The following is a 13,242-nucleotide window of genomic DNA, read 5'->3' on the forward strand; positions in this document are numbered from 1 at the left end:
CCGTTAGGCTACTATTAGGGCTCTCTGCCATATGCCGAGAACGGCACTTAGGCAGGTCACGTTTGACGCTCCATATAGTGTCTCCATACGTAGGTATCCGGTTGGTCTATACCCTGCTTACCGCAGGTGCGTCAATGGGCCTGCTTATACCCAATCCTTTTTATATTGGGGATACCCATTGATACCGGGGTTAATTCCGGCAGCGCCTCAAGCCACAGACCCGGATTCAGCCCATAGGCTTTACCATATATGGCCTGACTCGCCAGGCTACTCGACAGCAATTGCAGTCTAATCCTGACTTTACCGACATGCTGTTGTCCCCCAGAGGCTTTCGCATAAAGTTAGTCGGTTGTCTTACATCGCAATGCAGGAGCGATGATTTCTAGGAAATATATATGAAGCGCACAACGTGCGCACAGAAGGAGAAGTGATGTTATGAGCCAAGAAGCAGTAGTTGACCGGGAATTGGGGAATGGAAACATCAAATCATTGCTTTTAAAATATTCTATAGCTGCATTGATTGGTCAGGGTCTGCAGATGTGTCAGATAACAGGAGATGGATTTTTTGTAGGTAATGGTATAGGTGAAATAGGTTTAGCCACGATTAGTATTATTTATCCATTGTTGGTTTTTGCACTTGCTACAGGATCATTAATCGGTATTGGAGCCACTTCCCTTGCAGCAATTCACCTTGGAAAAGGAGAATTGGAAAAAGCAAGATCCTATTTTGGCCAGAGTATTTGGTATGCGCTAATACTCTCATTAGTAATCATGATTTTAGGGTTAACGAACGTAGAGAGTATTGTGACGTTTTTTGGAGCATCAGGAGACGTTATTCAGAGTGCAAGCGCATATGCTTCGGTCTTTTTCTATGGTTTCCCCTTCGTCGTTGTTGGGTGCGTATTTTACTTTTTCGTTCGACTGGATGAACAACCATTTATAGGCACACTCGCATTAACGGTACCTGCAGTTGTTGCAATTATTGTGGAGTATATCTTGATATTCAAGTTGGATATGGGGATTGCCAGCTCTGCTATTAGTTTTAACCTTTGTGTAGGTTCATGGAGTTTAATAGGATTATATTTTTTGATTAGCCGTAAAACTGTGTTTAAAATGAAACTTAGCGATTTCATGCTGGATTTTCGGAAAATCAAAGAAATTAACAAAACAGGCTTTGCAGCGTTTATCGTCCAGGCTGCGTTTTGTGTAGTAGCTATAGTTATCAATAATCTCTTGGGTAAATATGGTGAACCAATGGATATAGCATCTTTCGGGATTATCAATGCATATTTATTGTATATTTTCTCCATTTTCGTAACACTGGGCTTTACTTTAGGACTTCAGCCAATCGTAAGTTTCAACTATGGAGCAGGGCAGTTTGCTCGCGTTAGAGAAGCGCTGACAGTTAGCATAAAACAAACAGTTGGCACCATGGCTGTATTAACGGTACTATTATTTGCTTTTCAACATCAAGTTGTAAGCTTTTTTGTTGGAGATGCGCCGGATTTGATCGCGGCAACAGAAGCAAACATGAAAATCTACCTGCTTCTGTTCGCACTGGGCGGAATTTCTTTTCTTGTTTCAGGTTATTTTCAAGCTATCGAACACAATGGCAAGGCAATATTAAATGGATGCACCAGAAACGTTATTTTTGTAATTCCTTTACTACTTATACTACCCAAATATATAGGAGTAAAGGGAATCTGGGCAGCTCAACCAATAGCTGATTTACTTGCTTTTGCAGTCGCAATGTTTCTAGTTTATAAAGAAATTAATAGGTTAAAACAATTAGAGAACGAATAGAGCCTGTAAATTAGTAATAAATACTTTTGAGTATCACCCAAAATTGATTCCACCGATAATGAGAAAAATGGAACCATCAAATGGCCTCAGCGCTTGCGCTACAAGCGAATTGGGCTGAGGTCATGTTTGTTTTTACGCTATGCAGTCTAAACTCATTATAGTCATTTCTCCATACTTCAATCTTCTCTTTGGTATCTTCTAAACAAAGCCCATTGCCGCAATTAACAGTCATATCACGTATGAGATGTATCTCAAGATGGACTCTAAGGGGAATTTCAAGATCAATAACCAAGCCGTTAAAGCATGGAATGTCTGGATGGGAAATATCTGATCCATATTTAAGGGATAACCTCTAGGACAAGGAGAAAAAAGATGAGTGATGTACAAAAATTGAGGCAGGAACTTGAGCAATTACTGAGGGAGGTGAAAAGGCTAGTTCATAGCAGTGAATGGCACATTACAAATGAAAATCACTCGAAGATGTGGAATGAAATGGTGTCCAAGGCGGTACAATTACATAAAATTGTACAACCCAAACATCACAAAAATATGATAGAAAAACGTCGTTATTCACCTGATTACCCGGGGTTTTACAACCATATTCATCCTATCGAAGAATTGCTAAAATACATGGACGATCCTACATCAAATGATGATCCCGTAGACAAGACTATTTGTGACAAGTCAGAATAAGGCCGAAGAACAAGGTTTAACGCATGAACAGGTTCAGGAAGCACTGAATATGCTGGCGGAATGGGGAAGGATTTAGCCCGTTACGTATGCGATTGGAGGCTTTGAATGAATTGCGAAACCATTAAGAGGTTATGTAATAAGTACACTAATCTGTCTCAAACTGATGTTGAGACTTTAGAAGCAATGGCTTTACAAATCCCATGTACAGCCGAACTGACAGGGACTGATATCTTTATTGATGCGCCGTTGAAAGACGGGGTGGATGCTGTTGTGGTAGCATGGGCTTGCCCTAAAAACCGGTCACTATATGGTCATAGCGTTGTTGGAGAATTAGCCTATGCTGCCAGCGAACCGGCAGTTTGTCGGACAATTCAAACTGGTGGGATGAGTCGGAATGTGCGAGGGGTTAGCCAAGAAGGGATTCCCATTGAGCAGACGGTTATCGCGATTCGTAACGCTGTTGATAATGTGATTGGTACTCTGATCATGGAAAGGGATATTTCCGAAGAGATACGGCAAGAAGAGCAAGTGGAATTTTTGACTCAAACGGCCGAACGTTTGAGTAACACCTTGATGTATTTGTCAACGACTGGGTCACAGTTTGAAGAGTGGGTTGGAAACGGACTGTTTGTTTTAAATAAAAACACTGAAATAACGTATGTCAATAAAAGGGCAAGACAGATATATCAAGATGTTCATGGATTTGAAGCGTCTGGAAGTGATTTTCACCTCAACATGTTCAATTGTGCTAGCTTAGATGAGCTTCTGATTAACCTTAAAAACCCCGTCGAATTTTGTATTCTGGGCAAAAATTATTTTTTCCAGGCGTATCCTTTGGTGACTTGCGGAGAATTAAGCGGCTGTGTCATATCCTTTCGAGATATTACAGACCTTCGAAAAAAAGAGCAGGAACTTAGTGCGCAAAATACCGTTATTCGAGAAATCCACCACCGTGTCAAGAATAATCTACAAAATATTGCGGCTTTACTTCGTCTTCAAATGCGACGGTCAAATTTAGACATTGTAAAAGCGGAGTTTACGGCAAGCATAAACCGAATCATATCTATCGCGATGGTGCATGATGTGTTTGCCTGTCAAAATTCTGATTTAGTTGATTTGAGAGAACTCTGCCAACGTATCCTTAAGGGTTTGTTAGAAAGCTTCGCGCTGCCAGAGCAGAGCATTGAGACCTATGTTGAAGGAGAACAGCTTACCTTGCTAAGTTCGCAAGCGGTTCCTTTGGCCATAGTCATTAACGAACTCCTAACGAACAGTTTTAAACATGGGGTTCGTTTCTTAGAAAAAGGTGTAATCACCCTGTTTATATTAGAGACGAAGGGGAAAATACAACTTTCTGTGAGGGACAACGGACCGGAACCACTTGTGCCCTTTGATCAAGTACAACAATGGCGTTTGGGTTTACAAATCGTAGACTCATTAATTAGAGAACAATTGGGCGGCGAGTTCCGAATGGAACGTATAGACGGAATGACGATTGTAACGGTAAGCTTTCCAATATATAATTCGGAGGAAGAGTCATGAGCGTACTATCCATCTTAATTGCGGACGACGAGGCCTTAACTCGTCTGGATATTAAAGAAATGCTTGAAGGGGCTGGGCATATTGTTTGCGGTGAAGCAAACAATGGCGCTAAAGCCGTAGAATTGGCTAAATCTCTCTCTCCAGATCTGGCGATTCTAGATGTGATGATGCCTGGGATAGATGGCTTGGACGCGGCAAACATCTTACATTCCATGAACATACCTGTGTTATTACTGACAGCCTATAATCAGCCTAAGTTTATTAACCGGGCAGAGAAAGTTAGTGTGTACGGGTATCTTGTCAAGCCTATTACAGAACGAGATCTATTACCGGCTATCCAAATAGCCTATGCACGTTGGAGAGAAATGCAAAATGTTCGTGAGAAATTGGAAAATACCCAGCTGGAATTACAAAGTCGAAAAATGATTGCCCGAGCCCGTGCTATCCTCGCACAACGTGATGGAGTGAGTGATTATGAAGCGCATCAATTGCTTATTCATAGGGCTATGGATCTTCGCATTACGGTCGTAAAACTGGCAAACAGACTAGTGAATGAGGCAGCACTTTGAAAGTTTGAGGTAATATAGAATATAATTAAAAATTCAAAGGAATAATGAAATTAATATCAAATTATATTTTATAGAGTTCAGACCTACCTCTCCCTGTACGAGAGGTCTGTTATCACAAAGGAATAGTGGGCAATAAGGCCCTTTATCACATCCCGGGTTACTGGGATGTGATAAAGAGCCTTAATTTTTTTGTCGGTTGAAAGGAGGGCAGTAGTTTATAGAAGTTGATCCTTTAACACACCACTTAAATCATATCTCCTCTCCGGGTCAGACGATCATGAATCATTGTTATCCAAACGACTCCATAGCGCAAAGCGGAGACGAAGTGCTCGTGATTCAAAGGTGCCTCCGGGCTATGGTGAAATGTGTCGAACGGGTCATCTTTCATGAACCTTTACTCTCACAGGACAGGCCCCTTGCGAAATGTTCCGGCAGTTTATCCGGAAGTCGAAGAGTCGGGAGCGTTTTCTTGGCTTAAATCCGCGGAGAATAATGACGACTCCCTCTATCGTACAGTGGCACTAGTTGTTCCAGTTATTGTTAAAACCTTAGTCTTTGCTCGTTAAAAATTTCATTTATATCGAAAGGATGTGAAATCGTGAATCTAAAGACGCGCCTTTTTGGCCAAACGTTTACCTTTAAAGATGTGAAAGAGGTATTGTCCAAAGCAAATGAGATCAAATCTGGAGACATTCTCGCCGGAATTGCGGCTGAGAATGCCGCAGAGCGGATCGCTGCAAAACGAGTCTTGTCGGAACTAACTTTGGAAGATTTACGGCTGAACCCGGTTATACCGCTTGAGGAGGACGAAGTATCCCGTATTATTGATGCTGATGTTAATGAACCCATCTATCATACGATTAAAAACTGGAGTGTTGCAGAGTTCCGGGAGTATATTCTCACCACTGAAACGACTGGCTCCCATCTTCGGCGTCTCAGCCGTGGTCTCACCTCGGAAATGGTTGCAGCTGTCGCGAAACTTATGAGCAATCTTGACTTGATCTTAGGTGCTGCCAAAATTCAAAACCTTGCCCACTGTAACACGACAATCGGTAAAACAGGGTGCTTGGCTTCCAGGCTTCAACCGAATCATCCAACGGATGGAGTAGATGGGATTCTAACCAGCCTGCGTGAGGGGCTTTCCTACGGTGTTGGAGATGCAGTCTTTGGACTGAACCCTGTTGACGATTCCATGCCAGCGACCATTCGCAGTCTGGAAACCCTCTATCAATTTGTTGAGGAGTGGAAGGTGCCCACCCAAATTTGCGTTTTGGCCCATATCTCGACTCAAATTAAAGCTCTAAGAAAAGGGGCACCGGTCCATCTGTTATTTCAATCCATCGCAGGATCTCAAACAGGTAATGAGGCGTTTGGAGTTAGCAAAGAGATGCTTGATGAAGCTTATACCCTAGGTTTAAAAGAGGGTCGGGCGACAGGTCCTAATATCATGTATTTTGAAACGGGACAAGGCTCGGAACTTTCATCTGAGGCTCACCATGGTGCAGACCAAGTTACCTTAGAAGCACGTTGTTACGGGTTAGCCCGCCACTATAATCCGTTTTTGGTTAATACCGTTGTCGGTTTTATTGGCCCAGAATACCTCTATGATACTCGTCAAGTAACTCGGGCAGGCCTCGAAGACCACTTTATGGGGAAACTTTCTGGGTTGCCTATGGGAGTCGACGCTTGTTACACCAACCACATGAAAGCGGATCAAAACGATATAGAAAATTTGGCCACTCTCTTAACGGCGGCTGGTTGTACCTACTTTATGGGTATTCCCATGGGTGATGACGTCATGTTGAATTATCAGTGTACGAGCTATCATGACATTGCAACATTAAGAGAATTGTTTAGACTTCGGCCCTTACCTGAGTTTGAGGCGTGGGCGGAATCAATGGGAATCATGGCTCAAGGTAAGCTCACGGCTCGTGCCGGTGATGCTACAATTTTCACGAGGTAAGGGGGGAATAAATTAATGGGCTTAGAAGATAATGTTCGCGCGATTGTAGAAGAGTTACTGAAAGATATGGGGAAAGGAAAAAGTCAAGTTTCAGCCAACGCTCCTGTTATACAAGAGGATGCGCTTACGGATTTAGCGGAAATCGACTTACAACACTATTTGCAAGTCCCCAATCCGGTTAATAAGGCACTATATGAAGAAATGAAGCTTTCTACGCCTGCTCGGATAGGAGTTTGGCGCTGCGGTCCTCGCCCTTTAACGGACACAATAATTCGTTTTCGAGCGGATCATGCTGTGGCACAAGACTCCGTGCTTGGTGAAGTGCAGGAAGATTTTCCGGCGAAATATAATATGGTCTCCGTCCAAAGTCTCTGTCAGTCCAAAGATGAATATCTTACACGACCGGATTTAGGGAGGAAACTTGACGCTGAAAATTTGGGTATTGTGCGCAAAGGGTGCCAAAAAGGGGCCATGGTCCAAATCATCGTTTCCGATGGGCTCTCTAGTAAAGCAGTTGAAGCAAATATTCCAAATCTCCTGCCAGCTTTGACCCAGGGACTGGAGGGCATGGGCGTGAAACTTGGGACGACGATCTTTGTTCAGCATGGGCGTGTTGCCATGATGGATATGATCGGTGAAGAATTGAAACCGGACGTAGCCGTAATTCTGATCGGAGAGAGACCCGGTCTGGGAACGGCCGAAAGCATGAGTGCCTATATGGGATATAATCCAAGGCTAGGTATGGTTGAAAGCGAGCGGACCGTGATCAGCAATATTCATAAAGGTGGGACGCCTGCAGCGGAAGCCGGAGCTCATCTGGCGAGTTTGATCAAAAAAATGCTTGATATGAAGGCATCAGGTGTGAACCTAGAGTAGTGATCGATATCCATAAAGGTAGGACGCCTGCGGTGGATGCCGGAGCTCATCTGGTGAGCTTGATCAAAAGATACTTGATGTAAAGGCATCAGGTGTTAACTAGAGCAAGGGAGTTAAAAAGATCGAGTCCTGTCCTACATCTATAGATAAATTGAGACAGTGAAAGGAGACTAAGAAAATGGCTACAAGAGATGATCTCGTTGCCCTAGGAATGGTAGAAACCCGTGGAATCGTTGGAGCAATTGAGGCAGCCGATGCCATGGCCAAAGCTGCCAATGTAACATTGATCGGTAAAGTAAAAGTAGGTGGCGCATTAGTGACGGTCATGGTACGGGGAGATGTCGGAGCAGTCAAGGCCTCAGTGGATGCCGGAGCAGCAGCGGCTGAACGAGTCGGAGAACTCATCAGCTGCCACGTCATACCACGCCCACACCCAGAACTCGAACAAATCCTACCCAAGTTACCCGTTATCGAAGAAAAGCCCAAAACCAGAAACGTGGAGAATACAAAATAAATCGTCGGAAAAAAGCGAAAGCGACCGACGTCTAAAGGAGGGTTACTATGATTGAGCCCATTAAGCCTAAGGTCTTAGCGGTACGATTAATTCCCAATGTCGCTCCGGATTTAGCGGAAAAATTAGGACTAACGGAAGACCAACGCTCAATTGGTATGATTACTGCAGACATCGACGATTCAACTTACGTGGCCTTAGATGAAGCCACCAAAAAAGCAGAAGTGGAAGTTGTGTACGCCAAAAGTTTCTATTGCGGTGCGGCTCGAGCCTCCGGTCCCTTATCCGGAGAAATCATCGGCATCTTCGCGGGCCCAAACCCAGCCGAAGTCCGAGCAGGAGTTGACGCCTGCATAGAGCACTTAGAAAACGAATGTTTCTTCTACACCTGTGATGGTGGGAAAACCGCCTGGTTTCCGCATACCGTATCCCGGACAGGAAGTTATCTTTCCAAAATTGCGGGAATTCCAGAAGGAGAAGCGCTCTCCTATCTCATCGCCCCCCCAATCGAAGCCATGTTCGGCTTGGACGCTGCCCTTAAAGCAGCCGAAGTCACCATGCAAGCCTTTTACGGACCACCAACGGAAACAAACTTTGGTGGCGGATTGTTGACCGGATCACAAAGCGCGTGTAAATCCGCTTGTGAGGCCTTCCAACGATCCGTCATCGACGTCGTAGAAAACGGCCTCAAATTTTAGACGAAGGGGAAGTGCAACGTTGAAATGGAACTTGATCGTGATTTATGCTCCTTACAAGAAGCTCGAAATTTAGTACGAGCAGCCCACAAAGGCCAAGAAGCCCTCATGAACTTCACACAAGAACAAGTCGATAAAATCATCGACATGATGCGCGAAGCCGGGGAAGCGAATGCAGCCCGTTTGGCCATGATGGCCGTATCCGAAACCGGGATGGGAAATTACGCAGACAAATGCTTTAAAAACTACTTTGCCTCCCGAACCGTTTATGAGTCCATCAAAAGCATGAAAACCGTCGGACTCATCCGCGAAGACCACGAACACAAGATTTGGGAAATCGCCGAGCCCGTAGGGGTCATCGCCGGAATCGTACCCACCACCAATCCCACCTCCACCGTAATATACAAGGCTATGATCGCCCTAAAATCACGCAACGCCATCGTGTTTTCCCCACATCCATCGGCCGTCCGCTGTACGAATGAAGCGGCCAAAATCATGCATCAAGCGGCCGTCGCCGCAGGAGCCCCAGAAGGGGTGATCGGCTGTATCCTGAACGTCTCCATGGGAGCCACCAACGAACTCATGAAGCATCCCAGCGTGGCCATGATCCTAGCCACCGGAGGAAGTGCCTTAGTAAAAGCAGCCTACAGCAGTGGCAAACCCGCCCTCGGCGTCGGACCCGGGAATGTCCCCGCCTTCGTCGAACGAAGTGCCGACCTGCCCAAGGCCGCTGAATACATCGTCATGGGCAAAACCTTCGACAATGGAACCATCTGTGCCTCAGAACAAGCCATCGTCGCCGAAGAATGCATCGCTGACGAACTCATCGGCCATCTCAAACGCAACGGTGCCCACTTCCTCGACCCCGAAGAGGTCCAAAAAATCTCCAAGGTCGTCATGTTAGCCAAAGGAGGAGTCAACCCCAAAGTGGTCGGCAAAGACCCCAAATTTATCGCTCAAATGGCTGGCATCACCATCCCCGAACAAACCAAGTGTTTAGTGGCTCCCTTAAGCGGCGTCGGACCACAATGGCCTTTATCCTACGAAAAACTCACCACTGTCCTCGGCTTCTACCGAGTCTCCGATTGGCATGAAGGGTGTGAACGCTGCTTTCAACTCTTAGAAGCAGGCGGAGTCGGGCACAGCGTCTCTATCCACAGTACCAACGAAGAAGTCATTCGTGAGTTTGCCCTTAAAAAACCGGTTAACCGAATCCTCGTCAACACACCAGCAGCTATGGGAGGAGTCGGAGCAACCACCGGCTTGGCCCCATCGTTCACCCTAGGGTGTGGAACGTGGGCAGGATCGAGCGTCTCAGAAAACGTTACCCCACGACACTTAATCAATGTCAAACGAGTTGCTTGGCATCTAGGAATACCCGAACGCAAACCCGTGGAACCGATGAACGTAGCAGGGGTAGCCGAGGGAGCCCGGAACTCAAACATCCCCACCCAGCAAGTTGATGCGAATTTAGTCCAAGAAATCATCAACCAAGTTATACAGCATTTGAATGGGATGAAGTGCTAACAAAAGATGAATCGTAATCGTCAATCAAATTAAGGAGGGAACACAATGGCACAAGATCGAAGTGTAATCGCACTTGGAATGATTGAAACCAAAGGATTAATCCCCGCGATCGAAGCAGCGGATCAAATGTTAAAAGCAGCCAACGTGTCGCTATGTGGAAAAGAGCATGTCTCCGGTGGACTCGTCTCGGTCATGGTACGAGGAGACGTCGGAGCAATAAAAGCAGCCGTAGATGCAGGAGCTGCAGCCGCTCAACGAGTTGGAGAAATGCTCAGCGTGCATGTCATACCGCGCCCACACCGGGACGTCGAGTGCATTTTACCTGTAGGCGATAACAAAAGTTATGGTGAAAAATAAGCAAATTCAATATTCGAGTTCGAGGTCAGAAGTCCGATTGCTATCCTCTGACCTCTGGCATCTGACCTCCGACTTCTGTAGTGTGAGGTGAGGACATGATCGTAACAGAGTATGAATTAAGAGCCAATTGGCATAAAACGAAAGCGAAAGTAATCACGTTACCCCAAGGGAGCGTCATCACCCCTTCCGCTCGAGACTTTATTCGGTCCAAGGGAATCGATGTCCAAATAGAAGAAACGGGATACTCGATCTTCACAAAAACAACTTCTCCAATGCTAAGCAAATAATCACAAGGCAAAAGTTCTTTGAAGAGAAACTTAACTCTCATCGGGAAACTCAAAGCCGCGGTCAGAGTCAGAGCCAAGGCCAGAGTCCGACTCAAACCCAACATCAGACTCAAACCTCACTAGGGGTTAAACCCGAACACATGACCCATCTGCGTGTCGGAGCCTTAGTCACCAAAACTCACCCCGTGATCGCCTATCGAGGACAACTCGATCTCTTTCAGTGTGAACTCATCGAAGCCCAAGGTTTTTTTGCCCAAGCAGGGGAAGACGAACTCGTTCTTAAACTCGAAGAAATCGCCGCCTTCGCTAGGCAACTCATGGTCAGTGAAGTCAAAGACGAACCGTTTCAATGGGAACACCTCCTCGGACTAACACCAGAGGAACTACGGGAACGGTCCCATCACCCTAAGAAAAATTATGGCGTTGAACACACACCACTCAGTTATACCCATGGAAAGGTCGTGTCCAAGCTCCATCACCTTAGAGCCAAAACACGAGAAGTCGAACTCTACGCCAATCGTGCTTTCACGGACGAGGACGGAAACTGCAGCCGAACCGACCTGATCCAGGCCTTAAACCGGCTATCCAGTGCCTTCTACATCCTCGCCTGTAGCGTTCGAGGACGCCTTAGCCAAGAAAAACGAGTGCCCATAGGCACCTCGAATCGTCATATCCACCTCTCCAAAGACGATTTAACCACCCTGTTTGGAAAAAACTATGCCTTAACGATCCAAAAAGAACTCTCCCAACCTGGGCAGTTCGCAGCTAAAGAAACCGTCACCCTAGTTGGACCCAAAGGATGTCTGGAAAAGGTCCGAGTCTTGGGCCCCGTACGCAAACACACCCAAGTCGAAATTAGTGTCACCGATTGTTTTAAACTGGGCATCAAACCCGTCATCCGAGATTCCGGACAACATGATGGAACCCCTGGCCTACAAATCATCGGCCCATTAGAGAAAGTTGACCTCGAATCTGGCGTCATGGTGGCCAGCCGACATATACACCTAAACCTCGAAGGAGCAGCGGAGTGGTCCCTCAAGGATGGGGACCGAGTACGCGTCAAAGTCCAAAGCAAACGCCCGATGGTTTTTGAAGACGTCTTGGTTCGAGTCAATGAACACTACCGCAAAGAAATGCACCTCGATATGGATGAGGCCAATGCAGCCCTTCTCGACCCGCAGAGTCAAGGCCTGCTCATGGGGGTATAACGCATGAACGAAGAACTGATCAACCAACTCGTGCAGCGCATCCTATCGGAACCCGCCTTGCAAGCCCTCCTACAAGGAACTGGAGCAGGAAATCGGGCGAAACCCGACGTCTTAGTCCTCTTAAACTATGTCTCGGATTTCGAACGAGTCTTAAGCGCCATCGAAACACGCTGGGGAGCGAAGTACACGCTAACGATTTTACCCAGTGAAAGCGTCGCTAAGGCTAACCCAGCTCTCCCCGAAGGAATGAACTGGATCACGCCCCAAGACGCCTTGACTAAGACAGACTGGCAAAAAATCATCCTCCCAGCGTGTTCCCCCAATACGCTAGCAAAAGCCGCATTAGGACTACGAGATAACCCCATAAGTGAACTGATCGGGCGTGGAATTACCCAAGGCCAACCCATCGAACTCGTGACCGAGTATCTCGGCTTTACCGCTCAAACCCCTAAAGCCTACATTGAACTTTATGAAGGATATCTTCAGAAAGTTCAGTCCTACGGCGTACAAGTCTATGCTAGGATTAGGGACGAAAGCACCCCAATACAGACCGTTGAGCAACGATTTGTTCTTGGCAAAGGAACAACCGTCACGGCTGAGGAACCCACGGTTACCAAAGCAAGTCCAATAAACCAAACCAGCCTTTACGAGCAGAAAACGGTCTCTTATGAACCGACAACAACCCATTGTGAGCCGAAGGCAACCACCCAGGACGTCATTCGTTTCGAAAAGAAGTTCTTAGGAGATAAAGATGCCTATGGATTTCCCGAAGAATCAAGGGTCCTCGTGAAACGATTAACTGTTATCTCACCATTAGCCCGAGATACCTTAAAGATACGCCGAGTCGAGTTGTGCACGGAGCTGGAAAGAGAGGAAGGAAGACGATGATTTTAGCACGCGTCATTGGACATGTCTGGTCAACGCGCAAAGAAGAATCCCTACGTGGCCTAAAGTTTCTCGTCGTCCAACCCGTTACCCTCACCTATACTGAGGATGGAACAGCCAAGCTAACCAAACACGGAAACTCCCTCATCACTGCCGATCAAATCGGAGCCGGGGAAAGTGAAATCGTCATGATTGCCAGCGGTTCCTCAGCACGACAAGGACTGGCGAATCGCAACACTCCCATCGATGCCATCATCGTGGGCATTATCGATAAAGAAACCTTTGAAGCGTAAGCTTAAGTGGGTGAAAAAATGAATAATAAAAGT

The 13,242-nt window shown here is 46.2% G+C and carries 16 protein-coding genes; 14 read left to right on the forward strand and 2 right to left on the reverse strand.

Features of this window, described 5'->3' with window-relative positions; translation table 11 throughout:
• Window positions 1-131: 131 nt before the first annotated feature.
• Window positions 132-281, reverse strand: coding sequence for a hypothetical protein (locus JL57_RS35695; protein ID WP_291299564.1), 150 nt, complete (start codon window positions 279-281; stop codon window positions 132-134).
• A gap of 154 nt (window positions 282-435) precedes the next feature.
• Between JL57_RS35695 and JL57_RS26910 the strand changes: the two genes are divergently transcribed.
• The 11 genes from JL57_RS26910 (at window position 436) to JL57_RS26955 (ending at window position 10,536) form a co-directional block, all read left to right on the forward strand.
• Window positions 436-1,803, forward strand: coding sequence for an MATE family efflux transporter (locus JL57_RS26910; protein ID WP_034144976.1), 1,368 nt, complete (start codon window positions 436-438; stop codon window positions 1,801-1,803).
• Window positions 1,804-2,175: 372 nt separating this feature from the next.
• Window positions 2,176-2,496: a hypothetical protein gene (locus JL57_RS26915; protein WP_034144977.1), complete on the forward strand. Its 321-nt coding sequence runs from the start codon at window positions 2,176-2,178 to the stop codon at window positions 2,494-2,496.
• A gap of 105 nt (window positions 2,497-2,601) precedes the next feature.
• Window positions 2,602-4,038, forward strand: a complete 1,437-nt coding sequence (locus tag JL57_RS26920) for a sensor histidine kinase (RefSeq protein ID WP_034144978.1) — start codon at window positions 2,602-2,604, stop codon at window positions 4,036-4,038.
• Window positions 4,035-4,607 (forward strand): ANTAR domain-containing response regulator, encoded by a 573-nt coding sequence (locus JL57_RS26925; RefSeq protein WP_034144979.1) that lies wholly within the window; start codon window positions 4,035-4,037, stop codon window positions 4,605-4,607. The genes JL57_RS26920 and JL57_RS26925 overlap by 4 nt, the downstream gene beginning before the upstream one ends.
• 386 nt (window positions 4,608-4,993) lie before the next feature.
• The gene (locus JL57_RS35700; protein WP_045691203.1) at window positions 4,994-5,173 is read left to right on the forward strand and encodes a hypothetical protein; all 180 of its coding nucleotides are present in this window, start codon (window positions 4,994-4,996) and stop codon (window positions 5,171-5,173) included.
• A 32-nt stretch (window positions 5,174-5,205) separates the two neighbouring features.
• Window positions 5,206-6,570 (forward strand): ethanolamine ammonia-lyase subunit EutB, encoded by a 1,365-nt coding sequence (locus JL57_RS26930; protein WP_034144980.1) that lies wholly within the window; start codon window positions 5,206-5,208, stop codon window positions 6,568-6,570.
• Between the two features lie 15 nt (window positions 6,571-6,585).
• A complete protein-coding gene (eutC, locus tag JL57_RS26935; RefSeq protein WP_034144981.1) occupies window positions 6,586-7,446 on the forward strand; it encodes an ethanolamine ammonia-lyase subunit EutC in 861 nt (286 codons plus the stop codon).
• 178 nt (window positions 7,447-7,624) lie between these two features.
• Entirely contained in the window at window positions 7,625-7,960 is a 336-nt protein-coding gene (locus JL57_RS26940) for a BMC domain-containing protein (RefSeq protein ID WP_034144982.1), read from the forward strand.
• A gap of 47 nt (window positions 7,961-8,007) precedes the next feature.
• Entirely contained in the window at window positions 8,008-8,655 is a 648-nt protein-coding gene (eutL, locus tag JL57_RS26945; protein ID WP_034144983.1) for an ethanolamine utilization microcompartment protein EutL, read from the forward strand.
• Between the two features lie 24 nt (window positions 8,656-8,679).
• Window positions 8,680-10,179, forward strand: coding sequence for an acetaldehyde dehydrogenase (acetylating) (locus JL57_RS26950; protein ID WP_291300637.1), 1,500 nt, complete (start codon window positions 8,680-8,682; stop codon window positions 10,177-10,179).
• 45 nt (window positions 10,180-10,224) lie between these two features.
• Entirely contained in the window at window positions 10,225-10,536 is a 312-nt protein-coding gene (locus tag JL57_RS26955) for a BMC domain-containing protein (RefSeq protein ID WP_034144984.1), read from the forward strand.
• Between the two features lie 40 nt (window positions 10,537-10,576).
• Here the strand turns inward: JL57_RS26955 and JL57_RS26960 are convergent, their stop codons facing one another.
• Window positions 10,577-10,927 carry a hypothetical protein gene (locus JL57_RS26960; RefSeq protein WP_034144985.1) on the reverse strand — a complete coding sequence of 117 codons (351 nt, stop codon included), beginning with the start codon at window positions 10,925-10,927 and terminating at the stop codon, window positions 10,577-10,579.
• 36 nt (window positions 10,928-10,963) lie between these two features.
• Here JL57_RS26960 and pduL point away from each other — a divergent pair, with 36 nt between their 5' ends.
• The 3 genes from pduL to JL57_RS26975 are packed head-to-tail and all read left to right on the forward strand — an operon-like array spanning window position 10,964 to window position 13,209.
• The gene (gene pduL / locus JL57_RS35705; RefSeq protein WP_291300638.1) at window positions 10,964-12,031 is read left to right on the forward strand and encodes a phosphate propanoyltransferase; all 1,068 of its coding nucleotides are present in this window, start codon (window positions 10,964-10,966) and stop codon (window positions 12,029-12,031) included.
• Window positions 12,032-12,034: 3 nt separating this feature from the next.
• Window positions 12,035-12,919 carry a hypothetical protein gene (locus JL57_RS26970; RefSeq protein ID WP_034144986.1) on the forward strand — a complete coding sequence of 295 codons (885 nt, stop codon included), beginning with the start codon at window positions 12,035-12,037 and terminating at the stop codon, window positions 12,917-12,919.
• Window positions 12,916-13,209 carry a EutN/CcmL family microcompartment protein gene (locus tag JL57_RS26975; RefSeq protein WP_034144987.1) on the forward strand — a complete coding sequence of 98 codons (294 nt, stop codon included), beginning with the start codon at window positions 12,916-12,918 and terminating at the stop codon, window positions 13,207-13,209. Before JL57_RS26970 ends, JL57_RS26975 begins: the two co-directional genes overlap by 4 nt.
• Window positions 13,210-13,242: the final 33 nt, after the last annotated feature.

The sequence above is a fragment of the Desulfosporosinus sp. BICA1-9 genome (genome assembly GCF_000802135.1).